We start from the raw sequence: 24,763 nt of genomic DNA, 5'->3' as shown, positions 1-24,763 counted from the left end.
TGTCCTGGAACAGGATGATGGTCTGCGTCAGCAGCACCGGCAGCATGTTGCGGAACGCCTGCGGCAGGATCACCAGCATCATGTTCTGCTTGTAGCTCATGCCCAGTGCCTGGCCGGCGAAGATCTGGCCGCGCGGGATCGACTGGATGCCGGCGCGCATGATCTCGCTGAAGTAGGCTGCCTCGAACGCGATGAAGGTGATGAAGGCCGAATACTCGGCACCCACCGGCCGCCCGATGATGAAGGGCACCAGCAGGAAGAACCACAGGATCACCATCACCAACGGGATCGAGCGCATCACGTTGACGTAGAACGCCGCCGGCAGGTCCAGCCACTTCTGCCCGGACAGCCGCATCAGCGCCAGCAGGGTGCCGAAGAAGATGCCGCCGGCGGTCGCCACCGCCGTCAGCACGATGCTGAACAGCAGGCCCTTCAGGATGAAGTCCTGGATCAGCGTCCAGTTGACGAACGAGAAGTCGAGATTGAGCATCTCAGGCCTCCTGTCCGGACACGGCCCGCGAGGCCGTGGTCAGGGTGATGGGCACGGCGCTGGCTTTCACGTCAGTGCCCTCCCGCGCCGGTGCCGGCGGCCACGAAGCCCGGCACGCGCGCGCGCTTCTCGATCCAGGCAAAGACGCGGTTGATCGCCAGCGCCGAGATCGCATAGAGGATGGTGACGGCAATGTAGACCTCGATCGGCCGCGCCGTCTCCTCGCCCACCTGGAGGGCATACAGCGTCAGCTCCGGAATCGAGACCGCGAACGCCACCGCCGAATTCTTGAAGATGTTCATCGACTCGCTGGTCAGGGGCGGGATGATGATGCGGTAGGCCATCGGCAGCAGCACGTAGCGGTAGTACTGCGGCGTGGTGAAGCCCAGCGCCATGCCGGCGTAGCGCTGGCCCCTGGGCAGGGCCTGGATGCCGGCGCGCACCTGTTCCGCAATGCGCGCCGAGGTGAACAGGCCCAGCGCCAGCACCACCAGGATGAAGGGCGGGAAGTTCTTCATCGGCGGCACCAGTGCCGGCACGACGAAATACCAGAGAAAGATCTGCACCAGCAGCGGGATGTTGCGAAACAACTCGACCCAGGCGTTGCCGAAGCGCACCAGCCAGGGCCGATCCGGCACGGTGCGGATCACGCCGATGACCGAGCCGGCGATCAGCGCCACCACCAGCGCCGTGAGCGAGACCGACACCGTCCAGCCCCAGGCCGACAGCAGCCAGTCCAGATAGGTGATGTCCTTGCCGTGACCAAAGCAGCCGGCCACCACCTCGCCATCGAGGGTGTCCTTGCAGAACACCTGCCAGTCCATGGCCATTGCAAATCTCCTGCGATGCGGCGAGCGCTCAGGCGCGCCACCGGATGACGAACGCCCACGCGGGCCGGACCCGGTGGGCGTGTCGTGTCATGGCAAGCCAGACGGCGGGCGCCATCAGTTGCCGTAGTCCTCCATCGGCTTGTCGTTCGGGTTGGCCCAGGCCGCCTTGGTGCTCTCGGACATCGGCATGTTCAGCGTCACGTTGTTGGGCGGGATCGGCTGCATGAACCACTTGTCGTAGAGCTTGGCGAGCGACCCGTCCTGGATCTGGCGCACGATGGAATCGTCGATCGCCTTCTTCAGCTTGGCGTCACCCTTGGGCAGCATGCAGGCGATCGGCTCGACCGACAGCACCTCGCCGACGATGGCGAAATCCTTCGGGTTCTTGGCCTTGGCGATGTTGGCGGCCAGGATCGAGCCGTCCATCACGAAGGCGTCGGCGCGGTCGGATTCCAGCAGCAGGAAGCTGTCGGCGTGGTCCTTGCCCATCACCTGCTTGAAGTCCAGGTTGGCGTCACGCGCCTTCTTGCGGATGTGCTGCACCGAGGTGGTACCGGTGGTCACGGCCAGGGTCTTGCCGCCCAGGTCGTTGATCGACTTGATGCCGGAGTTGGCCTTCACCGCCATGCGCACCTCCTCCACGTAGGTGGTGAACGCGAAATCCACGTCCTTCTGGCGCGCCTTGCTGTTGGTGGTCGAGCCGCACTCGAAATCGATGGTGCCGTTCTGGATCAGCGGAATGCGGTTCTGCGAGGTGATCACCTGGTAGTTGATCTTCAGCGGCTTGCCCAGCTGCTTGCCGATGTCGTCCACGATGCGCTCGGCCATCTCGGTGTGGAAACCCACGTACTTGCCGCCACCCAGCGTGAAGCCCAGGCCCGACGAGTCGCGCACCCCGAGGTTGACTGCACCCCGCTCGCTGATCTTGGCCAGGGTGTCCGGCGCCTGCGCTATCACCGATCCCGCGGCCAGCGCCAGGATGGAAAGCGCGATCAGTTGCTTCTTCATGAAAAATTCCCTTTCATCGGAAAAAAGAGCCTTCGGAACAAGACCCATTGAACGGCGATTCTACGGAGGGCGGCCTCCGGGCAAACCCTTAGTGGCTGTCTCGGGTTCCTCGCGATTCTGTTGCAGATTCCACATTTCAGCGTAACGACCCCGCGCCGCCAGCAGTTGCGGGTGGGTGCCACGCTCGACGATGCGGCCGTGCTCCAGCACCAGGATCTGGTGCGCGTCGACCACGGTCGACAGGCGGTGCGCGATCACCAGCGTGGTCTTGCCATGGGCCGCGCTGCGCAACTCGGCCTGGATGGCGCGCTCGTTTGCCGAATCGAGCGCGCTGGTGGCCTCGTCGAAGATCAGCACCGGCGGGTCCTTCAGCAGGGTGCGCGCGATCGCCACGCGCTGCTTCTCGCCGCCCGAGAGCTTGAGGCCCCGCTCGCCCACCACGGTGTCGTAGCCCAGCGGCGTGGAGACGATGAAGTCGTGGATGTGCGCCGCGCGCGCGGCCGCCTGCACCGCCTCGTCGCTGGCGTCGGGACGCCCGTAGCGGATGTTGTAGGCAATGGTGTCGTTGAACAGCACGGTGTCCTGCGGCACGATGCCGATGGCGCGGCGCACGCTGGCCTGGGTCACGCCGCGGATGTCCTGGCCGGCGATGCGTATCGCGCCCTGCTGCACATCGTAGAAACGGTAGAGCAGGCGCGCCAGCGTCGACTTGCCGGCGCCCGAGGGGCCGACCACCGCCACCGTCCGCCCGGCCGGGATGGTGAAGCCCAGGCCCTGCAGGATCGGACGGTCCGGTTCGTAGGCAAAATGCACCTGCTCGAAACTCACGTCCGCCGGCCCGTCGGTGCGCAGGTCCGGCGCGCCTGGGGCGTCGGCCACCTCCTGCGGGCGGTCGATCAGCGCGAACATGCGGTGCAGGTCGGTCAGGTTCTGCTTGACCTGGCGGTACAGCACGCCCAGGAAACCGAGCGGGATGTAGAGCTGGATCATGAAGCCGTTGACCATCACCAGGTCGCCGATGGTCAGGCGCCCGTCGACCACGCCCTGGGTGGCACGCCACAGCATCGCCACCAGGCCGATCGCGATCACCAGCTGCTGGCCGGTGTTGAGCAGCGACAGCGAGCGCTGCGACTTCAGGCTCGCGCGCTCGTAGTGGCGCAGGCTTTCGTCGTAGCGGCGCGCCTCGAAGCCCTCGTTGCCGAAGTACTTGACGGTCTCGTAGTTCAGCAGCGAATCGACCGCGTGCACGCTGGCCTGAGTCTCGGCACGGTTGGCCTCGACGCGAAAGCGCGTGCGCCACTCCGTCACCCAGACCGTGAACACGATGTAGGCCGCCAGCGCCGCCACCGTGATCCAGACGTAGCCGGCGTCGAACTGGCGCCCCAGGATGGCCAGCACCAGGCCCACCTCGACCAGGGTCGGCACGATGCTGTAGAGCGAATAGGTGATGAGCGACTCGATCGCGCGCACGCCGCGCTCGATGTCGCGCGTCATGCCGCCGGTCTGGCGCTCCAGATGGAAACGCAGGCTGAGCGCGTGCAGGTGCTCGAAGGTCTGCAGCGCCACCGTGCGCGTCGCGCCCTGGGTGGCCCGGGCGAACACCAGCTCGCGCAGCTCGGTGAAGACGCTGGTGGACAGGCGCAGCAGCCCGTAGGCCAGCAGCAGGCCGACGGGCACCACCAGCAGCGCCGCCGGATCGCCGGCCTTGACGTTCATGCGGTCGACCAGGGCCTTGAGCAGCAGCGGCACGCCGACGTTGGACAGCTTGGCCGCCAGCACCATGACCAGCGCGACGCCGACGCGCCAGCGATAGCGCCACAGGTAGGGCAGCAGGCGCGCCAGCGTCGCCCAGTCCGACGTGGCGGCGGCGTGCGGCGCCTCGGCCGGCGCCGGTACGGGGCGCGCGCGCTCAGTCGCGCCGCGCATGTTGGACAATGCCTTGCTTCATCACTCGAGGAGGATTGTGCCCATGCCCGCCGCTCACCGCCCGCCCAGCAGCTTTCGCCGACCCAACGAGGACCCGGTGGACGCGCCCGAGGCCGAGCTGCCGCACGACCACACGCTGGTGATGAAGGTGATGCCGATGCCGGCCGACGCCAACGCCAACGGCGACATCTTCGGCGGCTGGGTCATGGCCCAGGTCGACATGGCGGGCTCGGTGCTGCCGGCGCGCCACGCGCAGGGCCGCATGGCCACGGTGGCGGTGAACCAGTTCATCTTCAAGGCGCCCGTGCGGGTGGGCGACATCCTGACCTTCTACGCGCGCATGGAGCGCATCGGCCGCACCTCGATGACCGTCAACGTCGGCGTCTACGCCGAGCGCATCCGCAACCAGGGGCGCTACATCAAGGTGACCGAGGCCACGCTCACCTATGTCGCCATCGACGACAACGGCCGGCCGCGCCCGGTGCCCCAGCCGGTGTTGTGAGGAGACGCGCCCTGGACCGGCCGATGGTGGGCCGGTCTTGCTGGCGTTCAGCGTGCCGGCTATAATTTCGGGTTCTTTCGAATTCGAATGAATTCACGGGGCCACCGCCACCCCCAAGCTGGCGAGGTGAGGCCGGAGCGAGTTGCTGCACGAGGACATCCGTGCAGCGGCGCCAGCAACGGCCGGATCGAAGGAGAGCCATACGATGGCACGCGTCTGTGAAGTGACGGGCAAGAAGCCCCAGGTCGGGCACAAGGTGTCCCACTCCAACATCAAGACCAAGCGCCGGTTCCTGCCGAACCTGCAATACCGCCGCTTCTGGGTCGAGAGCGAAAACCGCTGGGTGCGCCTGCGCGTCTCGAACGCCGCGCTGCGCCTGATCGACAAGAATGGCATCGAGTCCGTGCTCGCCGACCTGCGCGCGCGCGGCCAGGCCTGATTCATACTAGTCCAAGGAGCGCACCATGGCCACCAAAGGCGGACGCGAAAAGATCAAGCTGGAATCCACGGCCGGTACCGGTCACTTCTACACCACCAGCAAGAACAAGAAGACCATGCCCGAGAAGATGTCGATCATGAAGTTCGACCCCAAGGCTCGCAAGCATGTCGAGTACAAGGAAGTGAAGCTCAAGTGAGCTGACTCTGCCCTGTTGCCAAAGGCCCGCTCCCGCAGCGGGCCTTGCTTTTTCCGGGCCCGGCACGCGGCCCCGGCCGATAGAATTTCAGACCTCACCCGCGGAAGGGTGGCAGAGTGGTCGATTGCACCGGTCTTGAAAACCGGCGACGCGCAAGCGTCCGTGGGTTCGAATCCCACCCCTTCCGCCATCCAGTGAAGGACGACCTTCCCCCTTTGCGGGAACACACACGGGACGGCCCGACTCTCGACGAGGAGAAGGGCATGGCCTGGCTGATGTTGTTGATCGCGGGTGTTCTTGAAGTCGTCTGGGCGTTCTCCATGAAGCAGTCGGAAGGCTTCACGCGGGTCGTTCCCAAAGCGATCACGCTGGCCGCGATGATCGGCAGTTTCGCCCTGCTGTCATTGTCGATGCGAACGCTGCCGCTCGGCACGGCCTACGTCATCTGGACCGGCATCGGCGCCGTCGGCGCCTTCGTGGTCGGCATCGTGCTCCTGGGCGAGCCGCTCGGCGCCACCCGGATCCTGGCGGCACTGCTGATCGTGGCGGGGCTCGTCCTCATGAAGGTGGCGAGCCCGCAGCCCTAGACGCCGCGCAGCCGGCTGGCCGGGAAATCGGCCGAAAACTCGGAGCCCTGCCCCAGCGTGCTGCGGATGCGCAGGTGCGCGCCGTGGCGCTGCAGCGCGTGCTTGGCGATGGCCAGTCCCAGGCCGGTGCCGCCGCTCTCGCGCGAGCGACTGCGGTCGACGCGGTAGAAGCGCTCGGTCAGGCGCGGCAGGTGCTCGGGCGCGATGCCCGGCCCGGTGTCGGACACCGTGAAGCGCGCGCCGCCAGCGGGCATCGGCTGCCACGACACGGTGATGCGCCCGCCCGGGAGCGTGTAGCGCACGGCATTGGTGACAAGGTTGGACAGCGCGCTCTGCAGTTCGGCCGCGGCGCCGGCGATCTCACCGTAGCGGTCCCATTCGGCCTCGGGCGGAAAGCGCAGCACGTGTGGCGGCGCGCCCGCGGGCGTGAGCAGCGCCGACAGCGCGGCGCCCTCCTCCTGGCAGCGCCGCAGCAGGACCGACACCGGCGTCCATTCGTCCAGGCCGGGCAGCGGGCTGCCCTCCAGGCGCGACAGCGTCAGCAGGTCCTGCACCAGGTGCTGCATGCGCCGGCCCTGCTGCGCCATCAGCTCCAGGTAGCGTGTCCGCTCGGCGGCGTCCAGCGGCAGCGTCTGCAGCGTCTCGATGAAGCCGGTCAGCACCGTCAGCGGCGTGCGGATCTCGTGCGAGACGTTGGCCACGAAGTCGCGCCGCATGGCCTCGGCCTGCTCGATCGCGGTGACGTCGCGCGACAGCATGAGCTGGCGCCCCTGACCGTAGGGATACAGGCGCACCGACAGCCGCACCGGGCGCGTCGGCGTGCTGCTGCGCCCGGGCAGCAGCAGCTCGTCCGAGAAATCGCCGGCAGTGCAATAGGCGTGGAAGGCCGGCTCGCGCAGCAGGTTGCCGATGGGCTGCAGCAGGTCCCGCACCGGGTCGAGTCCGAGGTGCCGCGCCGCGGTCTGGTTGCACCATTCGATCCGGCCCTGGGCGTCGAGCAGCACCACGCCGTTGGGCGAGGCCTGCATCGCGGCCAGGAATTCCTGCAGGCGCGCGTCGCCCGCGGCCACCTGTTGCTGCTGCTGGCGCAGCAGCCGCTGCATGCGGTCGGCCGCCTCGCCCCACGGGCCGCGCAGCGCCGGCACGCTGGCCGGCGCCCCGTCCTGGCGCAGCCAGCGCAGCACCCGCAGGGCGCGCCGCGATTCCCAGCCCAGGCCCAGCCAGGCGGCCAGCGCCACGCCCGCGGCCGCGCCCCAGGCGCCGCCGAGCCAGGCGCCGAGCGCGCCGCCCGCCAGTTGCAGGCCCAGCAGCAACAGGAAGCGCTCAGGCACGGGCGGCCCCGACGGGACGCGGGCATGGCTCGCCGGCGCAGCTAATCATGGCGCGGCCGGGATCGGGCCGCCGTGAGGCGGTAGCCGGCGCCGCGCACGGTCTCGACCATGCCGCTGGCCGGACCCAGCGCCTCGCGCAGGCGCTTGACGTGCACGTCCACCGTGCGCTCCTCGATGAAGACGTGGTCGCCCCAGACCTTGTCGAGCAGTTGCTGGCGGCTGTGCACGCGCTCGGCGTGCTTCATCAGGTAGTGCAGCAGGCGAAACTCGGTCGGCCCGAGCCGGATCGGCTCGCCCTGCCAGCTCACGCGGTGCGTGGCGGCGTCGAGTTGCAGCTCGCCGATCGCCACGCTGTCGCGCAGTTGCTCGGGCGCGCGCCGGCGCAGCACGGCGCGGATGCGCGCCAGCAGCTCCTGGGTCGAGAACGGCTTGGTGATGTAGTCGTCGGCACCGGCGTCCAGCCCGGCCACCTTGTCCGGCTCGTCGCCGCGCGCGGTCAGCATCAGGATCGGCACCGGCCGGCTGCGCGCGTCGGCACGCCACCGGCGCGCCAGTTGCAGGCCGCTGGCGCCGGGCAGCATCCAGTCGAGCAGGATCACGTCGGGCAGCACGGCGTCGAGCTCGCGCTGGGCGGCCTCGCCGTCCTCGACACAGACCGGCTCGAAGCCGGCGTGGCGCAGGTTCACGGCGATCAGCTCGGCAATGGCCGGCTCGTCCTCGACCACGAGCACGCGGGGGCGGTCTTTCATCGCCGGGGCGCCCCCGGATGGAAAAGCGGCCCCCTCGGGGGGCAGCGGACCAGGCGAGGCGCGGCAGCGCGAAGGCCATGTGTCTTCATTGAATGCTGGATTCGATCTCTTCCAGGGCGGCGTGGCGCACGTCCTTGCCCTCGACCAGGTAGATGATGAGCTCGGCGACGTTCTTCGAATGATCGCCGATGCGCTCGATCGCCTTGGCCAGGAACAGCAGGTCCAGGCTGGCCGAGATGGTGCGCGGGTCTTCCATCATGTAGGTGACGAGCTTGCGCACGAAGCCGTCGAACTCGCGGTCGACCAGGTCGTCCTCCTTCAGGATGTCGACCGCGGCGCGCGTGTCCAGCCGCGCCAGGGCATCCAGCGCCTTGCGCAGCAGGCCCGCGGCCAGCTCGGCGGCGGTGCGCAGGTCACCCGAGGGCAAGGCGCGCGCCGGGCCGCGCTCGATGATGGAGCGCACCATGCGCGCCATGCGCGTGGCCTCGTCGCCCATGCGCTCGAGGTTGGCGATCACCTTGGAAAAGGCCATCACCAGGCGCAGGTCGCGCGCGGTGGGCTGGCGCCGCGCGATGAGGGTGATGAGCTCGTGGTCGATCTCGACCTCCATCCGGTTCACGCGCGCCTCCAGCACCTCGACCTGGGCTGCGGCCTCCAGGCTGAAGTGCGACAGGGCCTCGATGGCCAGGCGGATCTGGTTCTCGACCAGGCCGCCCAGGTCCATCACGCGGGCCGAGGCCTGGTTCAGCTCGCCGTCGAACTGCGAGGAAAGATGCTTGTCGGTCATGTCACGTCCTTGCCATCCACGATACTGCACCGCCGCCCCGGGCTTCATCCGAACCGCCCGGTGATGTAGTCCTCGGTCTCCTTGCGCCGGGGCTTGAAGAACAGTTGCTCGGTGGCGCCGAACTCGATCAGCTCGCCCAGGTACATGTAGGCGGTGTGGTCGCTGCAGCGCGCGGCCTGCTGCATGTTGTGGGTCACGATGACCACGGTGTAGTCGCGCTTGAGCTCGGCGATCAGCTCCTCGATGCGGGCGGTCGAGATCGGGTCCAGCGCCGAGCAGGGCTCGTCCAGCAGCAGCACCTCGGGCCGGATGGCGACGCCGCGCGCGATGCACAGGCGCTGCTGCTGCCCGCCCGACAGGCTGGCGCCGCCCTGGCCCAGCTTGTCCTTGACCTCGTTCCACAGCGCCGCCTTGCGCAGCGCCCACTCGACGCGCTCGTCCATGTCGGCCGCACCCAGGCGCTCGAACAGCCGGACGCCGAAGGCGATGTTGTCGTAGATCGACATCGGGAACGGCGTCGGCTTCTGGAACACCATGCCGACCTTGGCGCGGATCAGCGCCACGTCCTGGCGGCTCGCCAGCAGGTCCTCGCCATCGAGCAGCACCTGGCCGGTGGCGCGCTGCTCGGGATACAGCTCGAACATGCGGTTGAACACGCGCAGCAGCGTGGACTTGCCGCAGCCCGAGGGGCCGATGAAGGCGGTGACCTGCTTTTCCGGAATGTCCAGGTTCACGCCCTTGAGGGCGTGGAACCTGCCGTAGTGGAAATTCAGGTCGCGTACCGTGAGCTTGGGGCGCGCACGGGCCGCGGCGGTGGCAGTGGTGGTGGGGGCGGGAGCGTCGAGGACGGCAGACATGGGCAAAGCCTCTCCGAGGTCTCATTCGTTGCGGGCCAGGGCGCGCGCCAGGACATTGAGGCCCAGCACCGCCAGGGTGATGAGCAACACACCGGCCCAGGCCAGGTGCTGCCAGTTTTCGTACGGACTCATGGCGAACTGGAAGATGACGACCGGCAGGCTGGCCATGGGGCCGGCCAGGTCGGACGACCAGAACTGGTTGTTCAGGGCCGTGAACAGCAGCGGCGCGGTTTCGCCCGCGATGCGCGCCACCGCCAGCAGCACGCCGGTGATGACGCCGGCGCGCGCGGCGCGCAGCGTGATGGCCAGGATCACCTTCCACTTGGGCGTGCCCAGGGCATAGGCGGCCTCGCGCAGGCCGGGCGGGATCAGCTTGAGCATGTTCTCGGTGGTGCGCACCACCACCGGGATCACGATCAGCGCCAGCGCCATGGCGCCGGCCCAGCCCGAGAAGCTGCCCATGCGCACCACCATCACCTCGAAGATGAACAGGCCGATGACGATGGATGGCGCCGACAGCAGGATGTCGTTGACGAAGCGCGTGGCCTGGGCCAGCCAGCCGCGCGTGTCGTATTCGACCAGGTAGACGCCGGCCAGGATGCCGACGGGCGTGCCGACCAGGGTGGCCACGCCCACCATCGCGAGCGAGCCGAAGATGGCGTTGGCCAGGCCGCCGGCGTCGCCCGGCGCCGGCGTTGCCTGCGTGAAGATGGACAGCGCCATGCCGCCCAGGCCCAGGCGCAGCGTCTCCCACAGGATCCAGGCCAGCCAGAACAGGCCGAAGCCCATGGCCAGCAGCGACAGCGTGAGCGCGATGGCGTTGACGCGCTTGCGCCTCGAGAACATGGCCCGGCCCGCCGGTGTCTGGACCGTGGTCGTCACGATTTCGCTCCCTCGGCCCGGGCCAGGCGCAACAGCAGCAGCTTGGAGCAGGCCAGCACCACGAAGGTGATGAAGAACAGCACCAGCCCCAGGTAGATCAGGGACGCCTGGTGCAGGCCCGGGCCGGCCTCGGCGAACTCGTTGGCCAGGGCCGAGGTGATCGAGTTGGCGGGCTCGAACAGGCTGAGCGACTGGAGCTGGTTCATATTGCCGATGACGAAGGTGACGGCCATGGTCTCGCCCAGCGCGCGGCCCAGGCCGAGCATGATGCCGCCGATGACGCCGGCCCGGGTGTAGGGCAGCACCACGCGCCAGACCACCTCCCAGGTGGTGGCGCCCAGGCCGTAGGCCGACTCCTTGAGCAGGGCCGGGGTGACCTCGAACACGTCGCGCATGACCGAGGCGATGAACGGGATGATCATGATGGCCAGGATGATGCCGGCCGAGAGGATGCCGATGCCCACCGGCGGACCGGAGAACAGCGCGCCCAGCAGCGGCACCTCGCCCAGCCAGCGCTGCATCGGCTGCTGCACCCAGGCCGACAGGATCGGCGCGAACACCAGCAGCCCCCACATGCCGTAGACGATGGACGGGATGGCGGCCAGCAGCTCGATCGCCGTGCCCAGCGGGCGCTTGAGCCAGGCCGGCGACAGCTCGGTCAGGAACAGGGCGATACCGAAGCTCACCGGCACCGCGATCAGCAGCGCGACGAGCGAGCTCATCAGCGTGCCGTAGATCATGACCAGGCCGCCGAACTGCTGCTGCACCGGGTCCCACACGGCGCTGGTCATGAAGCCCGGGCCGAAGGCGCGGATCGCGGGCCAGGCGCCCACCAGCAGCGAGGCCATGATGGCCACCAGCAGCGACAGCGTCAGCAGCGCGGCGCCGCGCGCGGTCCAGGCGAACAGGCGATCGGCGCCGGCACCGCTGCGCGCCCGGCGCGCGGGCGGGCGTGGGCTCGGGATGGCTTCGGCCTGCCGCGCCGGCACGGCCACGAGGGGGTCCAGGGAAGCGGCAATGGACATGCCTGGCGCCCTGCTTACTGGTCGGCGATGCGCTTGCCTTCGGCGTCCAGGATGGCGCCGAAGGCGCGCTCGCGGACCAGCGTCTTGACTGCCGCCGGCATGGGCACGTAGTCCAGCTCGGCCGCCGCGGTGTCGCCATGGGCATAGGCCCAGTCGAAGAACTTCAGCACCGTGCGCGCGTTCTCGGGCTTGTCCTGCCCGGCGTGCATCAGGATATAGGTGGCGGTGGTGATGGGCCAGGCGTCGGCGCCCGGCTTGTTGTTGAGCACCTGGTAGAACGATTTCGCCCAATCGGCACCGGCCGCGGCGGCCTTGAAGCTCACGTCGCCGGGGCTCACGAACCTGCCATCGGCGTTCTGCAGCTGCACGTAGCTCATCTTGTTCTGCTTGACGTAGGCGTACTCGACGTAGCCCACCGAGTTGGGCAGGCGACCCACGAAAGCGGCCACGCCCTCGTTGCCCTTGCCGCCGGCGCCGGTGGGCCAGTTCACGGCCGTGCCCTCGCCCACCTGGGCCTTCCACTCGGGATTCACCTGGCTCAGGTAGTTGGTGAAGGCATTGGTGGTGCCCGAGCCATCGGCGCGGCGCACCGGGGCGATGGCGGCGTCGGGCAGCTTCAGGTCGGGGTTGAGCGCGGTGATGGCCGGGTCGTTCCAGCGCGTCACCTTGCCCAGGTAGATGTCACCCAGCACGGGGCCCGAGAGCTTGAGCGCGCCCGGTGCGACGCCGGCGATGTTGACCACCGGGATCACGCCGCCCACCACGGTGGGGAACTGCACCAGGCCCTTGGCGGCCAGCTCGTCGTCGGTCAGCGGGGCGTCCGAGGCGCCGAAGTCGACCGTCCGGGCCTCGATCTGGCGCAGGCCGGCGCTCGAGCCGACCGACTGGTAGTTGATCTTGACGCCGGTGGCCCGGTGGTAGTCGGCCGCCCATTTGGCATACAGCGGCGCCGGGAAGCTGGCGCCGGCGCCGGTAGCCTGCTGCTGGGCCGAGGCCGGGGACAGGGCCGCCACCGACAGCAGGCCGGGCAGCAGTGCGCGCATCACGAACGATTTCATTGGAGTGAACCCGGATCGGGTCGGAGTGGAACAATGCCACCGACTCTAGAAATTGTTTGTGACACTGGCGTGACAGCCTGGGCCGGCGTGGCGGGCGATCCACGCCGGTCGTGCGCACGCGACGGAGGGCTGCCGGCGGGGCAGCGCTGGCCTGTGCCGGACGCCGCTCATACGAACTTGCGTTCGAAATGACAAATGACAAATGACCTCGCTGCGCTTCAATGACTGCAGCGTCGTGGTCCATGCCGGCATCGTCCGGCATCGTTTGTCATTTTTTGAATGCGAATCGGTATCAGATCAGCTTGGAGTAGGTCGCCGTGCGCGGCCGGCCCAGGTAGTCGTCGAACACCATGCCGACGGCGCGCACGAAGAAGCGCCCCTTGGGCAGCACGCGCAGGCCGGCATCATCCAGCGCGATCAGGCCGGCCTCGGCATACGAGTCGAGCTGCGCCAGCTCCTTGCCGAAGTGGGCCGCAAAGTCGATGCCGTGGCGCGCGCCGAAGGCGGCAAAATCGATCGGCACGCCGCACATGATGGCCATGATGAGCTCGCGCCGCATCACGTCGTCGTGGCTCAGATCGAACCCCTTGGAGATGGCGAACTGCCCGTCCATGATGGCCTCGGCCCAGGGCTTGCGCATGTGCTGGTTCTGCACGTAGCTGCCTGCGATCTTGCCGATGGCCGAAATGCCCAGGCCCACCAGGTCGGTGTCGGCGCAGGTGGTGTAGCCCTGGAAGTTGCGGTGCAGCGTGTGGTCCAGGCGCGCGCGGTTCAGCGCGTCGTCGGGCTTGGCGAAGTGGTCGAGGCCGATGTAGACGTAGCCCGCCTCCAGCAGGCGGCGCAGCGACATCAGGAAGATCTGCAGCTTGGTCTCGGCGCTGGGCAGGTCGGCGGCGCGAATCAGGCGCTGGCCCTTGAAGCGCTCGGGCAGGTGGGCGTAGTTGTAGAGCGCGATGCGGTCCGGCGCCAGCTCGATGATCTGGTCCAGCGTGTGGCTGAAGCTGTCTACCGTCTGCTTCGGCAGGCCGTAGATCAGGTCGGCGTTGATCGACTCGAAGCCGTTGTCGCGGCTGGCCTGCAACGCCGTGCGCACCATCTCGTAGGGCTGGATGCGGTTGACCGCCTGCTGCACCTCGGGGTTGAAGTCCTGCACGCCGAAGCTGGTGCGGTTGAAGCCCAGGCCGGCCAGCATGCGCAGCATGTCGGGCGTGACGGTGCGCGGATCGATCTCGATGCCCAGCTCGGCATCGGCCGTGAAGTGGAACTGCGCACGCAGGTGCTGCATCAGTTCGGTGAGCTCGGCCTCGCTCAGGAAGGTCGGCGTGCCCCCGCCCAGGTGCAGTTGCCGCGTCTCGCGGTGCGCGCCCAGTTCGGCGCCGACCAGGCCGATCTCGGTGTGCAGCACCTCCAGGTAGCTGGCGGCCGCGCCGTGGTCGCGCGTGATGATCTTGTTGCAGGCGCAGAAATAGCACAGCGATTCGCAGAACGGCAGGTGCACGTAGACCGAAAGCGGCAGCGGCGCCGGGTTGGCGGCGCGCTGGCGCAGCAGTTCCTGGTAGCGCGCGGCCGGAAAACCGGCCTGCAGGCGGTCCGCCGTGGGATACGAGGTGTAGCGCGGCCCGGTCTTGTCGAAGCGGCGAATCAGCGCCTCGGAGATTTCCAGCTCGGAATACAGATCCAGGTCGGAAGCACGCCCGGCGGCGGCTGTGGCAGCAGTCATGGGAATCGTCTGGTGTGGCTGTGGGGTGCCGGCGGCCCGGCATCGACCGGCGCAGCGTGTACCGGACTCTAGCCGGTTCGGATAACCGGTGCGAGGATGCAGTCTCGCTGCGTGGTCGGGTCGGCTTCAGGGCAGCAGCACGAATACCGTGATGAGGGCGAGCTGCGCCAGCGGGTACAGGCTGGCGCGATCGAACAGCCGCGCCGCGCGCCGCCCCTCGTGCGAGCGGAACAGGGCGAACCCCGGCACCAGCAGCAGGAAGAAGCCGATCAGGAAGGTGGCGACCGAGTAAGACAGGCCCAGCGCCAGCGGCGACATCACGGGCAGCGCCAGGCTCAGCGCCACGGTGGCGATCAGCGCCAGCAGCACCAGGGTGCCGGCGATGCGCGGGCCGAACACCAGCGGAATGGTGCGCGCGCCGACGCGCCGGTCTTCCTCGACGTCGTTCCAGTCGGCCGGGATGTTCTGCCCGCCCACTTCCCAGGCAAACACCCAGGCCACCATCAGCGCCAGCCAGGCCGGGTCCGGCCGCGGCACCACGGCCAGCACGGCGGCGATCGGGCCCAGCGACTTCACCAGGCCGCTCACCAGCACGCGCCAGTAGGTCACCTTGAACAGCAGGCAGTAGATGGTTTCGAGCACCGGCGCCGCCAGCACGACGACGACCAGGAAGGGATTGAGCCACCAGGCGCCGACCAGGGCGACGATGAACCAGCCGCTGAACCAAGCGATGCCCGCGGCCAGGCTGAGCTGGCCCTGGGCGATCGGGTAGCGCAAATCCGAGCCCTCGACCGAATAGCCCGGATTGGGGCCGGCGCCGGCAAACTTCTCGCGATCGACCTTCACGCCGATGAGGTCGTTGAGCGCATAGATCGCGGTGTAGCCGGCCAGTGCCGTGACGAGTGCCACGGCCAGCACATCCCAGCCTGGGAAGTGGCCCAGCCAGAGCAGCGCGGCAAAGCCGGCCATGGCGATGTCGAGCACGCCGTGGGTGGAACGCGAGAGGGCAAGAAACTTCTGCAGCATGATCACGCACGCTTGACGAAGCTGGCCATGTAGTTGACGTCCTCGCGCCCCGGCGCGACGCGGAAATTGCGCGTCAGCGGGTTGTACATGAGGCTGGCGCTCCGGATGAAGTCCAGGCCGGCGGCCTGGGCCCAGCCGCGCAGCTCGTCGGGGCGGATCAGCTTGGCGTATTCGTGCGTGCCGCGCGGCAGGATGCGCAGGATGTATTCGCCGCCGACGATGGCGAACAGCCAGGCCTTGAAGTTGCGGTTGATGGTCGAGAAGAAGGCGTGGCCGCCGGGCTTCAGCAGGCGCGTGCAGGCGGCGATCACCGCGGACGGGTCGGGCACGTGCTCGAGCATTTCCAGGCAGGTGACGACGTCGTAGCTGCCGGCCTCGAGCTCGGCCATCTGCTCCACCGTCTGCAGCCGGTAGTCGATGGCGAGGCCGCCCTGCTCGGCGTGCTGGCGCGCCACCTTGAGCGTCAGCTCCGACTGGTCGATGCCCACGGCCTGCGCGCCGGCCCGCGCCAGGGTCTCGGTCAGGATGCCGCCGCCGCAGCCGACGTCGACGGCACGCGCACCGCGGATGTCGACGTGGTCGAACACGAACCGGCTGCGCAGCGGGTTGATGACGTGCAGCATGCCCATCTTGCCGGTGGGGTTCCACCAGAGCTGGGCGACACGATCGAACTTGTCGATCTCCTGGCGGTCAACGTTCGAGGGCTGGTTCATGGCTGGACTGGATTCGGGCGCACAGCGCCGGCAGCGCGGCGTCGAGCTCGGCGCGCGTGATGTCGTTGAGAAAGACGCAGCGCCCCAGCCCGGCGGGCATGGGCACGCGCTGCAGGCCGTCGCGGTGCAGGGTGCGGTCGAGCAGCGACTCCCACATCAGCCCGGCGTCGAGCAGCGCGCAGTCGAGGCCGATCTCGAGCTGCTGCACCAGGGCGAAGATGCGCGCCGCGTCGGCCGCCGGCAGCAGGCCGCGGCGCTCGGCGATGAGGCAGGAGACCAGGATGTCGAGCAGCACCGCCTCGCCGTGCAGCAGGCGGTCGGCATGGCGGGCCTCCAGCCCATAGCTGAAGGTGTGCCCGAAGTCGACCTTGCGCTCCAGCTCGTCCTCGTGCAGGTTGGGCGCGAGCTCGTCCAGCATGCCGCCGATGGCGGCGTCGAGGATGGCCTCGCTGGCCACGTCCTGGAAGCGCGCGGCAACGCAGGCAGCACCATCGCGCTCCAGCGCCTCGAACAGGGCGCGGTCGCGGACGATGGCGAGCTTGATGATCTCGCACACGCCGTTCATCAGGTGGCGGCGCGGCAGCGTCGCCAGCAGCGTCGGGTCCAGCAGCACCGCCAGCGGCGGCTCGAAGCTGCCGAGCCGGTTCTTGTGCGCGTTGAAGTTGATGCCGGCCTTGATGCCGAGCGCCGCGTCGACGTAGCCCATCAGCGTGGTCGGCACCTTCAGGTGCGGCACGCCGCGCCGGTAGCTGGCGGCGACAAAGGCGACGACGTCGGTCAGCACCCCGCCGCCGATGACGATGATGGGTTCGTCGCGGCGGTGGATGGGGAAGGCGTCGAGCGCGCGCAGCAGGCCCTGCCAGACCTCGATGGTCTTGTTCTCCTCGCCGCCCGGCACGACCTGGATGCGCGCCTGCACGCCGCGCGCGTCAAACCAGGCGCGGATGGCCGCGCCGTGGTGGCGCGCGACCTCGGCGTCGACGACGACGAAGCGCCGGCCCTGCGGCCGGCCATGCGCCAGCAGCGCGTCGCAGGCCGGGTCGAACAGGCCCGGCGTCTTGATGACGTCGTAGGCAATGGGGCGCTGGGCGCGCACCTGCCAGCGCGTCGGCACACCGCTCATGCCGCTGCGTCCAGCCAGTCGGCGCGCCGCGCCAGGATCTCGCGCGCCACGCGCTGGGCGTCGGCCAGATTGTGGTTGCGCCAGTTGCCGCACTGCTCGATGCTGGCGTAGGGCACGGCCTCGGCCTGCTGCATCTCCTGCAGGATGCGCTCGAGCACGGGCAGCAGCACCTCGGTGTGGCCCTCGCCGCGGAACACCAGATAAAAGCCGGTCTGGCAGCCCATCAGGCCGACCGAGACGAAGTGCTCGGGCAGCAGGCGGCTGAAGCCTTCCAGCAGGAAGTGCTCGACCGAGTGCAGTTCGGTCGCCGTCAGGTATTCGTCCGCATTGGGTCGGCGCACGCGCAGGTCGACGCAGTAGATGGCGCAGTCGCCGCCGGCGTCCGTGCGCGCCGAGCGCAGCTTGACGCTGGGCGTCCTGAGCCGCCGGTGGTCGAGTTCGCCCACCAGGTGCGCGGGCCAGCCGAGGCGTTCCGGATCCGTCATCGCCCCCCCCTTCAGACCGCGGTCGCGAACGGCGCCAGGTGGCGGTAGCTATCCTGGAGCGCCTGCTGCCACGACGCCACGTGGTGATAGAGCTCGACCGAGCCGTAGCCCGAGAAGCCGCCACCCGCCAGGGCCTTGAAGCTGGCGGCGAAGTCCAGCGTGCCCTCGCCCGGAATCTCGTGGAAGTGCACGATGCCGGTGCGCGTGTTCGCGACCATGCCCTCCATCAGCGGCTTGCCGCGCACGCCGCGCAGGTGGGCCACGATGGGCCGTGCGCGCTCGAGCACGTCGAAGTCGACGCCCGGCACCGAGATCATCCAGGTGAAGATCTCGTCGTCCAGCGGCGAGGCCCCGGCATAGAGGCTGCGGTAGTCGACGCGCACCGGCTCCTGCGCGACACCGGCCTGCGCCAGCAGCGCCTCGATGCGGCGCGTGCGCGCGGCGGACGGCGGCGCCTCGCAGAAGTGCATCGGGTGCGCGCGATCGAGCAGCAGGAACTCGCTGGTGTCGCCGAAGTGCACCAGCAGGCTGGTGCGGTCGAGATTGGGCACCAGGGTCTCGCTGTCCTCCACCACCTTCAGGTTGCAGCCGGCGCGCGCGTCCGAGATGTGCAGGTAGCGCGCCTGCGACGCGGCCTGGCCCAGGGCGCCGATGTAGTCGGTCTCGGAGCAGTAGGCGTGGCAGATGTCGATGTGCAGCTTGAACCTGGGCGAGCCGACCTGGTCGACCAGCGCCAGGCCCTGCTCCAGCGTCTCGATGTACATGCCCGGCTCGGGCTCGACCAGCAGCGTGATGTCCTCGTCGTCGCGGATCTCGCGCAGGCATTCGTGGATGGAGTCGGCCAGCAGTTCGCCCGGATCGACGCCGGGGTTGGCGACGTGCTCGGCGCGCACGAAGCCGCTGCCGAAGGTCACCAGCGACACGCCCAGGCTGCGCGCCACTTCGATGCCGCGCCGCACCAGGTCGATGCGGCGCTGGCGGCCGGCGCGCGACAGGGTCATGAGCGAGGGCTCGTGCGGGCGCTGCGGGTCGAAGAAGTGCGAGGCCGTGGCCACGCAGGCGGCCTTGACGCGACGCGCATCCAGGCGCTTGCGCACCGCCGCCAGGTCGTCCTCGCTCAGGTCGAAGGGGTTGAACTGGTCGCGGTGGAAGGAGATCTCGATGCCGTCGTAGCCTGCGCGGTCCACCGCGTCGATGGCGTCGAGGAAGCCGAGCTGGGTGAGGCCGAAGGTGCTGTAGCTGAGCTGGATCGCGCCCATGGATGCCGGGGGGACAAAAATCGAATTTATAGCCGTCCGCCAGCAACCACGTCCTGATGCAGGTCAGGAGATGGCCAGATCGCGCGGCACGCTGGCCGCGCCTCGGGGTCGCTCAGAGTCCGTAGAACTGCCGGATCACGCCCCAGGCCTCCTCGGGCTCGTCGACCAGGTGGTAGAGCTGCAGGTCTTCCAGCGCGATCGCGCCCTCCTCGACCAGCAGTTCCAGGTTCAGCAGCCGGCTCCAGTAGTCGCGCCCGAACAGCACGATCGGCACGCGCCGCACCTTGCGCGTCTGCACCAGGGTCAGCACCTCGAACAGCTCGTCCAGCGTGCCGAAGCCGCCCGGAAACGCCACCAGCGCCTTGGCGCGCATCATGAAGTGCATCTTGCGCAGCGCGAAGTAGTGGAACTTGAAGGCCAGGTACGGCGTGACGTAGGGATTGGTTGCCTGCTCGTGCGGCAGCGTGATGTTGAGCCCGACCGAGGGGATGCCGACGTCGTGCGCACCGCGGTTGGCCGCCTCCATCACGCCGGGGCCGCCGCCGGTGCAGATGAAGAGCCGGTCCTCCGGGCGCTGCTGCTGGCTGTGGCTGGCCACCAGGCGCGCGAATTCGCGCGCCTTGGCGTAGTGGTGCGAGGTGCGCATGGCGCGCTCGGCGTCCGCCAGGGCCTGGGCGTCGCCATTCGCGCGGGCGGCCGCGAGCTGCTGCTCGGCCACGTCCGGCGCGACAAAGCGCGCGCCGCCATACACCACCACCGTGCTGTGGATGCCGGCGGCGGCCAGTTCGATGTCGGGCTTGAGCAGCTCGAGCTGGAAGCGGATGCCGCGCGTCTCCGGGCGCAGCAGGAACTCGGGATCGGCAAAGGCGAGCCGATAGGCGTCGGGCGTCAGCAGGCCGCCGTTGTCGGCGTGCGCCTGCAGCGTGGCCCAGGCGCGGATGACGGCGTCGCGCGACGATTCCTTGAGGTCTTCGGTAGTTTCCATCGCCGCCATCTTAGGGAACACTGTAACCATTCGTGTGCGATTGCGGTCCAATAAAAAAGCCCCGATCGGGGCTTTTTTCAGCTCGGGGCGCCGAATTTCCTCAGACGCGCTTGCGGTATTCGCCGGTACGGGTGTCGATCTCGATCTTGTCGCCCTGGTTGACGAACAGCGGCACCGCGACCTCGAAACCGGTGGCGATCTTGGCGGGCTTGAGCACCTTGCCCGAGGTGTCGCCCTTGACGCCCGGCTCGGTCCAGGTGATCTCGCGCACGACGCTGGTGGGCAGTTCGACCGAGATCGCCTTGCCGTCGTAGAACACCACCTCGCAGGCCATGCCGTCCTCGAGGTAGCTGAGCGCGTCGCCCATGTTCTCGGCCTCGACCTCGTACTGGTTGTACTCGCCGTCCATGAAGACGTACATCGGGTCGGCGAAGTAGGAGTAGGTGCACTCCTTGTGGTCGAGAATGATCTGGTCGAGCTTGTCGTCGGCCTTGAAGACGACTTCGGTGCCGGTGTTGGTGAGCAGGCCCTTGAGCTTCATGCGCACCGTGGCGGCGCCGCGGCCACCGCGGGCGTATTCGGTGCGCAGCACGATCATCGGGTCCTTGCCGTTCATGATGACGTTGCCGGCGCGGATTTCCTGGGCGAGTTTCATGGCTAGGGGTTCCAGTGAGTGGAGGAGCGCTGGACGCCGCGCGTGCCCGCGCGAGCGGGCCGGCCGTGCGCGAGCGGACCAGCCATGCGGCCGGACGGCCCGCGCGCCGGGCAACGGCGTGCGCTTGCAGCCGGACTGTTGCACTCGTCCAACCAGGCCGGCCGTTTCTGCAAAGCCTTTTATTTTACTATTTTTTCGTGCACGAAGCCAAGCAGTTGCGTGACCAGATCGGGCTCCGCGCACAGGCGCTCGCGTGCGGCCCGCGCCACCGCGCGCCAGGCGGACGGGTCGAGCGACGGGAGCGGCGCGGCCTCCAGGCCGGACCAGACCGCGTGCATGGCCCGCAGTGCTGGCGGCGCCGCCAGCCAGTCGAGGAAGGCCGCCAGCTTGGCCCGATGCGCTCCGTCGTGCTGGGGATAGGGCTGCCACACGAACCCCTGCCCGGCCCACAGCGCGCGCACCAGGGAATCCTCGCCGCGCACGAAGTTCAGGTCGCAGGCCCACAGCAGCTCGTCGTAGGCGGGTTGCGGCAGCAGCGGCAACCGGGTCAGCCTGAGCTGCCCGTGCCGCGCCTGCCCGGGCAGCTCGCCGCCGCCGAGGGCGGCCTGCACCGCCTGCGCCGCGCGTCCGGCGGTGACCAGCAGATGGCTGGGCGCGGGCGCCGACTGCAGCTGCTGCAGCAGGGCAGCCAGCGGCGGCGGCTCGTAGCAGAACAGCGAGAGCAGCATTTCGCCGTGCCAGGCCACACCCTGCACGGCCAGCCAGGCGGCGCGGTCGAAGGCGGCCTGGCGCGCGGGCAGCTCGGGCTCGCGCAGCAGGCCGCCGGTGCCGGCGCCGAAGCCGGGGTAGAAGAACCACTTGGTCCAGCCCGCAGCCGGACCGCGCTGCACGGGCGACGGCAGGCCGTGCATGCGCAAGGTCCAGGGCTCGGCGCTGAGGTATTCCAGGTTGAGCCAGACCGGTGGCGGCGCCGCCTGGCGCGCGCCCCAGGCAACGAAGGCGGGCGGCAGCTCGCAGCCAAAGGCCTCGATCCAGACATCGGCGCGCGCCAGCGTCGCCAGCCGGCGCGCATCCTGCGCCTGCTCCCAGGCCAGCACCTCGATGCCGGGCACGCCGCCCTCCAATGCGCCCGGCGCCATCCAGGCCAGCGCGCTGGCGTCGTCCACCCACAGGCGCACCTGCTGGCCGCGCGCCGCCAGGCCGCGCGCCAGGCGCCAGCTCACGCCCAGGTCGCCGTGGTTGTCGATGACGCGGCAGAACAGGTCCCAGGTGAGTGCCGGCGCGGGCATCGGCCGATTGTGCCTGCCCGGCCCGGGGGATGCCGCCGGCTCGTAAACTGGCCGTCATGAGCGACCCCGCCGCGCCGCCGCCCGCCGATCCGCCGGCACCGACCCCGCCCGCGCACGCGCCCGAGCTGCTGGCGCAGGTGGCGGCGCTGCCGGGCCTGCCGGGCGTCTACCGCTATTTCGACGCGGCGGGCCAGCTGCTCTACGTCGGCAAGGCACGCAACCTGAAGAAGCGCGTCGCCAGCTACTTCCAGAAGAACCACGGCGGCACGCGCATCGGTCACATGGTGAACCGCATCGCGCGCCTGGAGACCACGGTGGTGCGCTCCGAGGCCGAGGCGCTGATCCTGGAAAACAACCTGATCAAGCAGCTCGCGCCCAAGTACAACATCCTCTTTCGCGACGACAAGAGCTACCCCTACCTCAAGCTCAGCGGCACCGGCGCCGACCCCGTGGACACCGGCGAGGGCCACCCGCCTGCTGCGGGCTACGCGCGCATCGCCTACTACCGCGGCGCCACCGACAAGCACAACCGCTACTTCGGCCCCTACCCGAGCGCCTGGGCGGTGAAGGAGACCATCGAGCTGCTGCAGAAGGTGTTTCGCCTGCGCACCTGCGAGGACACGGTGTTCGCGCACCGCACGCGGCCCTGCCTGCTCTACCAGATCAAGCGCTGCACGGCGCCCTGCGTGCGCTACATCAGCCAGGCCGACTACGCCGCCGACGTGGCGCACGCCGAGCAGTTCCTGCGCGGCGAGACCCAGGACCTGCTGCAGGAGCTGGAGCGCCGCATGATGGCGCATTCCGACGCGCTGGAGTACGAGCAGGCCGCGGCGCTGCGCAACCAGATCCAGTCGCTCTCGCGCGTGCTGCACCAGCAGGCGGTGGACGTGGGCGGCGACGCCGATGTCGACATCGTCGCCGTCAAGGTGCAGGGCGGGCGCGCCTGCGTGAACCTGGCCATGGTGCGCGGCGGCCGCCACCTCGGCGACCACGCCCACTTCCCGAGCCAGATCGAGGACGCGCAGGCGCTGGCCGCGCACGATGAGGAGACCGCGCCGCGCAGCATCGAGACGCAGGTGCTGGACGCCTTCGTCGCCCAGCACTACCTGGGGCAGCCCGTGCCGGCGCAGCTCATCACCAGCGCGCCGGTATCGCCCGCGCTGCTGCAGGCGCTCGCGGACAAGGAAGAGCGGCGCATCAACGCCACCGACGCCCCGCGCGGCCAGCGCCGCGTCTGGCTCGAGATGGCCGAGCAGAACGCCGGCCTGCAACTCGCCCGGCTGCTCGCCGAGGAGGGCTCGCAGCAGGCGCGCACGCGCGCGCTGGCCGAGGCGCTGGACCTGCCGACCGAACGCCTGGACGAGCTGCGCATCGAGTGCTTCGACATCAGCCACACGGCGGGCGAGGCGACGCAGGCAAGCTGCGTCGTGTTCCAGCACCACCGCATGGCCAGCAGCGAGTACCGCCGCTACAAGATCGAGGGCATCACCCCGGGCGACGACTACGCCGCCATGCGCCAGGTGCTGCTGCGCCGCTACGGCAAGATCGCCGAGGCGCTGGCCGAGCAGGGCAACGCCGCCACCGTGCGCATGCCGGACCTGGTGCTGATCGACGGCGGCAAGGGCCAGGTCGGCGTGGCGCGCGAGGTGTTCGAGCAGCTCGCGCTCGACGTCGCGCTGATCGTCGGCGTCGAGAAGGGCGAAGGCCGCAAGGTCGGGCTGGAGGAACTGGTGTTTGCCGACGGCCGCCCCAAGGCGACCCTGGGCAAGGACTCGGCGGCGCTGATGCTGGTGGCGCAGATCCGCGACGAGGCGCACCGTTTTGCCATCACCGGCATGCGCGCGCAGCGCGCCCGCGTGCGCGTGGGCGGCAGCCGCATCGAGGAGATCCCGGGCGTCGGCCCGAAGAAGCGCGCGCGCCTGCTGCAGCGCTTCGGCGGCGTGCGCGGCGTCGAAGCCGCCAGCGTGGAAGACCTCGCCACCGTTGACGGCATCTCGCGCGCGCTGGCCGAGGCCATCTACCGCGCGCTGCACTGAGCGCGCGGAAGACTCGAACAGCCGAATGCGGGGGCGCCGGGAGCGCGCGGAAATCGCTGACGGGAATTCCAGGAGATTCGTCTTGCGTCCCGTGCGCCACCTCGGCGTTCTCCGCGCTCGGACGCCCGACTGGGGGCACCGGCAAGCCCTCGATTCCCGGGCCGCGGGCCGATCCCGGGTGCGGCGGCACCGATCCGGAGCGCCATGCCACAATGACTCCCCATGTTCTGGACGCTGCCCACGATCCTGACCTGGACGCGCATCGTCGCCATCCCGCTGATCGTCGGCGTGTTCTACCTGCCGCTCGCGACCGAGGTGCGCAATCTGGCGGCGACCCTGATGTTCATGGTGTTTGCCGCCACCGACTGGCTAGACGGCTTCCTGGCGCGCCGCCTGAACCAGACCTCGGCCTTCGGCGCCTTCCTCGATCCGGTGGCCGACAAGTTCCTGGTGTGCGCCGCGCTGCTGGTGCTGGTGCACCTGCAGCGCGTCGACGTGTTCGTGGCGCTGATCATCATCGGCCGCGAAATCGCGATCTCGGCGCTGCGCGAATGGATGGCCAAGATCGGAGCCAGCAAGAGCGTGGCCGTGCACATGCTGGGCAAGGTGAAGACGGCGGTGCAGATGGTGGCGATCCCGTTCCTGCTCTACGACGACACCCTGCTCGGCCTGAACACGCGGCTGTGGGGCCAGTGGCTGATCTGGCTGGCCGCGGTGCTGACGGTGTGGTCGATGGGCTACTACCTGCAGAAGGCGCTGCCCGAAATCCGCGCCCGGGTGCGCTGAACCACCCCGCTGCCGGCCG

General features: G+C 69.2%; 26 protein-coding genes and 1 tRNA gene. 7 read left to right on the top strand and 20 right to left on the bottom strand.

Features of this window, described 5'->3' with window-relative positions; translation table 11 throughout:
* The 4 genes from PKA16_RS06820 to PKA16_RS06805 all read right to left on the bottom strand — a co-directional run.
* On the bottom strand, positions 1-490 hold a 490-nt coding region (locus PKA16_RS06820), incomplete at its 3' end, for an amino acid ABC transporter permease (protein ID WP_324401696.1).
* Between the two features lie 71 nt (positions 491-561).
* Positions 562-1,320, bottom strand: coding sequence for an amino acid ABC transporter permease (locus tag PKA16_RS06815; protein ID WP_324401694.1), 759 nt, complete (start codon positions 1,318-1,320; stop codon positions 562-564).
* 114 nt (positions 1,321-1,434) lie between these two features.
* Positions 1,435-2,328 (bottom strand): transporter substrate-binding domain-containing protein, encoded by an 894-nt coding sequence (locus tag PKA16_RS06810; protein WP_324401692.1) that lies wholly within the window; start codon positions 2,326-2,328, stop codon positions 1,435-1,437.
* 60 nt (positions 2,329-2,388) lie between these two features.
* Positions 2,389-4,254, bottom strand: coding sequence for an ABC transporter ATP-binding protein/permease (locus PKA16_RS06805; RefSeq protein WP_324401690.1), 1,866 nt, complete (start codon positions 4,252-4,254; stop codon positions 2,389-2,391).
* Positions 4,255-4,396: 142 nt separating this feature from the next.
* Between PKA16_RS06805 and PKA16_RS06800 the strand changes: the two genes are divergently transcribed.
* The 5 genes from PKA16_RS06800 to PKA16_RS06780 all read left to right on the top strand — a co-directional run bounded on the left by PKA16_RS06800 (position 4,397) and on the right by PKA16_RS06780 (position 5,978).
* On the top strand, positions 4,397-4,756 hold the full coding sequence (locus PKA16_RS06800) for an acyl-CoA thioesterase (protein WP_324401700.1): 360 nt from the start codon (positions 4,397-4,399) through the stop codon (positions 4,754-4,756).
* A gap of 205 nt (positions 4,757-4,961) precedes the next feature.
* Positions 4,962-5,195: a 50S ribosomal protein L28 gene (rpmB, locus tag PKA16_RS06795; protein WP_324401688.1), complete on the top strand. Its 234-nt coding sequence runs from the start codon at positions 4,962-4,964 to the stop codon at positions 5,193-5,195.
* Positions 5,196-5,220: 25 nt separating this feature from the next.
* On the top strand, positions 5,221-5,391 hold the full coding sequence (gene rpmG, locus PKA16_RS06790; protein WP_124863365.1) for a 50S ribosomal protein L33: 171 nt from the start codon (positions 5,221-5,223) through the stop codon (positions 5,389-5,391).
* Positions 5,392-5,493: 102 nt separating this feature from the next.
* Positions 5,494-5,581 (top strand) — tRNA-Ser (locus PKA16_RS06785).
* A 73-nt stretch (positions 5,582-5,654) separates the two neighbouring features.
* Positions 5,655-5,978, top strand: coding sequence for a multidrug efflux SMR transporter (locus PKA16_RS06780; protein WP_324401683.1), 324 nt, complete (start codon positions 5,655-5,657; stop codon positions 5,976-5,978).
* Here the strand turns inward: PKA16_RS06780 and phoR are convergent.
* From phoR to earP, 16 genes are all read right to left on the bottom strand, one after another.
* A complete protein-coding gene (gene phoR / locus PKA16_RS06775) occupies positions 5,975-7,309 on the bottom strand; it encodes a phosphate regulon sensor histidine kinase PhoR (RefSeq protein WP_324401681.1) in 1,335 nt (444 codons plus the stop codon). The two genes, PKA16_RS06780 and phoR, sit on opposite strands and share 4 nt — an antisense overlap.
* Positions 7,310-7,350: 41 nt before the next feature.
* On the bottom strand, positions 7,351-8,058 hold the full coding sequence (phoB, locus tag PKA16_RS06770) for a phosphate regulon transcriptional regulator PhoB (RefSeq protein ID WP_324401679.1): 708 nt from the start codon (positions 8,056-8,058) through the stop codon (positions 7,351-7,353).
* Between the two features lie 85 nt (positions 8,059-8,143).
* The gene (phoU, locus tag PKA16_RS06765; RefSeq protein ID WP_324401677.1) at positions 8,144-8,845 is read right to left on the bottom strand and encodes a phosphate signaling complex protein PhoU; all 702 of its coding nucleotides are present in this window, start codon (positions 8,843-8,845) and stop codon (positions 8,144-8,146) included.
* Between the two features lie 44 nt (positions 8,846-8,889).
* Complete coding sequence (pstB, locus tag PKA16_RS06760; RefSeq protein ID WP_324401675.1) at positions 8,890-9,702, bottom strand: phosphate ABC transporter ATP-binding protein PstB; 813 nt, start codon at positions 9,700-9,702, stop codon at positions 8,890-8,892.
* A 21-nt stretch (positions 9,703-9,723) separates the two neighbouring features.
* Positions 9,724-10,548: a phosphate ABC transporter permease PstA gene (pstA, locus tag PKA16_RS06755; protein WP_324401698.1), complete on the bottom strand. Its 825-nt coding sequence runs from the start codon at positions 10,546-10,548 to the stop codon at positions 9,724-9,726.
* 32 nt (positions 10,549-10,580) lie between these two features.
* Positions 10,581-11,609, bottom strand: coding sequence for a phosphate ABC transporter permease PstC (pstC, locus tag PKA16_RS06750; protein ID WP_324401673.1), 1,029 nt, complete (start codon positions 11,607-11,609; stop codon positions 10,581-10,583).
* 14 nt (positions 11,610-11,623) lie between these two features.
* Positions 11,624-12,667, bottom strand: a complete 1,044-nt coding sequence (gene pstS / locus PKA16_RS06745) for a phosphate ABC transporter substrate-binding protein PstS (protein WP_324401671.1) — start codon at positions 12,665-12,667, stop codon at positions 11,624-11,626.
* Positions 12,668-12,959: 292 nt separating this feature from the next.
* A complete protein-coding gene (gene hemN / locus PKA16_RS06740) occupies positions 12,960-14,387 on the bottom strand; it encodes an oxygen-independent coproporphyrinogen III oxidase (RefSeq protein ID WP_324401669.1) in 1,428 nt (475 codons plus the stop codon).
* Positions 14,388-14,513: 126 nt separating this feature from the next.
* Positions 14,514-15,413 carry a UbiA family prenyltransferase gene (locus PKA16_RS06735; protein WP_324401667.1) on the bottom strand — a complete coding sequence of 300 codons (900 nt, stop codon included), beginning with the start codon at positions 15,411-15,413 and terminating at the stop codon, positions 14,514-14,516.
* Between the two features lie 2 nt (positions 15,414-15,415).
* Positions 15,416-16,126 carry a bifunctional 2-polyprenyl-6-hydroxyphenol methylase/3-demethylubiquinol 3-O-methyltransferase UbiG gene (gene ubiG / locus PKA16_RS06730; protein ID WP_324401665.1) on the bottom strand — a complete coding sequence of 237 codons (711 nt, stop codon included), beginning with the start codon at positions 16,124-16,126 and terminating at the stop codon, positions 15,416-15,418.
* Entirely contained in the window at positions 16,104-17,249 is a 1,146-nt protein-coding gene (locus PKA16_RS06725; protein WP_324401663.1) for a sedoheptulose 7-phosphate cyclase, read from the bottom strand. The genes ubiG and PKA16_RS06725 overlap by 23 nt, the downstream gene beginning before the upstream one ends.
* A complete protein-coding gene (locus PKA16_RS06720) occupies positions 17,246-17,734 on the bottom strand; it encodes an S-ribosylhomocysteine lyase (protein WP_324401661.1) in 489 nt (162 codons plus the stop codon). Before PKA16_RS06720 ends, PKA16_RS06725 begins: the two co-directional genes overlap by 4 nt.
* 11 nt (positions 17,735-17,745) lie before the next feature.
* A complete protein-coding gene (locus PKA16_RS06715; protein ID WP_324401659.1) occupies positions 17,746-18,993 on the bottom strand; it encodes a sugar phosphate isomerase/epimerase family protein in 1,248 nt (415 codons plus the stop codon).
* A gap of 112 nt (positions 18,994-19,105) precedes the next feature.
* Positions 19,106-19,978 carry a TIGR00730 family Rossman fold protein gene (locus PKA16_RS06710; protein WP_324401657.1) on the bottom strand — a complete coding sequence of 291 codons (873 nt, stop codon included), beginning with the start codon at positions 19,976-19,978 and terminating at the stop codon, positions 19,106-19,108.
* A gap of 100 nt (positions 19,979-20,078) precedes the next feature.
* Positions 20,079-20,633 (bottom strand): elongation factor P, encoded by a 555-nt coding sequence (gene efp, locus PKA16_RS06705; protein WP_324401656.1) that lies wholly within the window; start codon positions 20,631-20,633, stop codon positions 20,079-20,081.
* Between the two features lie 179 nt (positions 20,634-20,812).
* Entirely contained in the window at positions 20,813-21,922 is a 1,110-nt protein-coding gene (gene earP, locus PKA16_RS06700) for an elongation factor P maturation arginine rhamnosyltransferase EarP (RefSeq protein ID WP_324401654.1), read from the bottom strand.
* Between the two features lie 56 nt (positions 21,923-21,978).
* Between earP and uvrC the strand changes: the two genes are divergently transcribed.
* Both uvrC and pgsA read left to right on the top strand, forming a co-directional pair.
* The gene (gene uvrC, locus PKA16_RS06695) at positions 21,979-23,958 is read left to right on the top strand and encodes an excinuclease ABC subunit UvrC (protein WP_324401652.1); all 1,980 of its coding nucleotides are present in this window, start codon (positions 21,979-21,981) and stop codon (positions 23,956-23,958) included.
* 222 nt (positions 23,959-24,180) lie between these two features.
* Positions 24,181-24,744, top strand: coding sequence for a CDP-diacylglycerol--glycerol-3-phosphate 3-phosphatidyltransferase (pgsA, locus tag PKA16_RS06690; RefSeq protein ID WP_324401651.1), 564 nt, complete (start codon positions 24,181-24,183; stop codon positions 24,742-24,744).
* The last annotated feature ends 19 nt before the right edge of the window (positions 24,745-24,763 follow it).

Origin of the sequence: Ottowia sp. (assembly GCF_035325765.1) — a bacterium.
Lineage (GTDB): Bacteria > Pseudomonadota > Gammaproteobacteria > Burkholderiales > Burkholderiaceae_C > Ottowia.
The sequence above is the reverse complement of the archived record's forward strand: the minus strand, read 5'-3'. Positions and strand labels throughout refer to the sequence as shown.

Excerpts from the sequence above, each read along its gene's own strand:
- PKA16_RS06815 (WP_324401694.1), bottom strand. The coding sequence starts at position 1,320 with ATGGCCATGGACTGGCAGGTGTTCTGCAAGGACACCCTCGATGGCGAG.
- PKA16_RS06810 (WP_324401692.1), bottom strand. The coding sequence starts at position 2,328 with ATGAAGAAGCAACTGATCGCGCTTTCCATCCTGGCGCTGGCCGCGGGA.
- PKA16_RS06805 (WP_324401690.1), bottom strand. The coding sequence starts at position 4,254 with ATGCGCGGCGCGACTGAGCGCGCGCGCCCCGTACCGGCGCCGGCCGAG.
- PKA16_RS06800 (WP_324401700.1), top strand. The coding sequence starts at position 4,397 with ATGAAGGTGATGCCGATGCCGGCCGACGCCAACGCCAACGGCGACATC.
- rpmB (WP_324401688.1), top strand. The coding sequence starts at position 4,962 with ATGGCACGCGTCTGTGAAGTGACGGGCAAGAAGCCCCAGGTCGGGCAC.
- rpmG (WP_124863365.1), top strand. The coding sequence starts at position 5,221 with ATGGCCACCAAAGGCGGACGCGAAAAGATCAAGCTGGAATCCACGGCC.
- PKA16_RS06780 (WP_324401683.1), top strand. The coding sequence starts at position 5,655 with ATGGCCTGGCTGATGTTGTTGATCGCGGGTGTTCTTGAAGTCGTCTGG.
- phoB (WP_324401679.1), bottom strand. The coding sequence starts at position 8,058 with ATGAAAGACCGCCCCCGCGTGCTCGTGGTCGAGGACGAGCCGGCCATT.
- phoU (WP_324401677.1), bottom strand. The coding sequence starts at position 8,845 with ATGACCGACAAGCATCTTTCCTCGCAGTTCGACGGCGAGCTGAACCAG.
- pstB (WP_324401675.1), bottom strand. The coding sequence starts at position 9,702 with ATGTCTGCCGTCCTCGACGCTCCCGCCCCCACCACCACTGCCACCGCC.
- pstA (WP_324401698.1), bottom strand. The coding sequence starts at position 10,548 with ATGTTCTCGAGGCGCAAGCGCGTCAACGCCATCGCGCTCACGCTGTCG.
- pstC (WP_324401673.1), bottom strand. The coding sequence starts at position 11,609 with ATGTCCATTGCCGCTTCCCTGGACCCCCTCGTGGCCGTGCCGGCGCGG.
- pstS (WP_324401671.1), bottom strand. The coding sequence starts at position 12,667 with ATGAAATCGTTCGTGATGCGCGCACTGCTGCCCGGCCTGCTGTCGGTG.
- hemN (WP_324401669.1), bottom strand. The coding sequence starts at position 14,387 with ATGACTGCTGCCACAGCCGCCGCCGGGCGTGCTTCCGACCTGGATCTG.
- PKA16_RS06735 (WP_324401667.1), bottom strand. The coding sequence starts at position 15,413 with ATGCTGCAGAAGTTTCTTGCCCTCTCGCGTTCCACCCACGGCGTGCTC.
- ubiG (WP_324401665.1), bottom strand. The coding sequence starts at position 16,126 with ATGAACCAGCCCTCGAACGTTGACCGCCAGGAGATCGACAAGTTCGAT.
- PKA16_RS06725 (WP_324401663.1), bottom strand. The coding sequence starts at position 17,249 with ATGAGCGGTGTGCCGACGCGCTGGCAGGTGCGCGCCCAGCGCCCCATT.
- PKA16_RS06720 (WP_324401661.1), bottom strand. The coding sequence starts at position 17,734 with ATGACGGATCCGGAACGCCTCGGCTGGCCCGCGCACCTGGTGGGCGAA.
- PKA16_RS06715 (WP_324401659.1), bottom strand. The coding sequence starts at position 18,993 with ATGGGCGCGATCCAGCTCAGCTACAGCACCTTCGGCCTCACCCAGCTC.
- PKA16_RS06710 (WP_324401657.1), bottom strand. The coding sequence starts at position 19,978 with ATGGAAACTACCGAAGACCTCAAGGAATCGTCGCGCGACGCCGTCATC.
- efp (WP_324401656.1), bottom strand. The coding sequence starts at position 20,633 with ATGAAACTCGCCCAGGAAATCCGCGCCGGCAACGTCATCATGAACGGC.
- earP (WP_324401654.1), bottom strand. The coding sequence starts at position 21,922 with ATGCCCGCGCCGGCACTCACCTGGGACCTGTTCTGCCGCGTCATCGAC.
- uvrC (WP_324401652.1), top strand. The coding sequence starts at position 21,979 with ATGAGCGACCCCGCCGCGCCGCCGCCCGCCGATCCGCCGGCACCGACC.
- pgsA (WP_324401651.1), top strand. The coding sequence starts at position 24,181 with ATGTTCTGGACGCTGCCCACGATCCTGACCTGGACGCGCATCGTCGCC.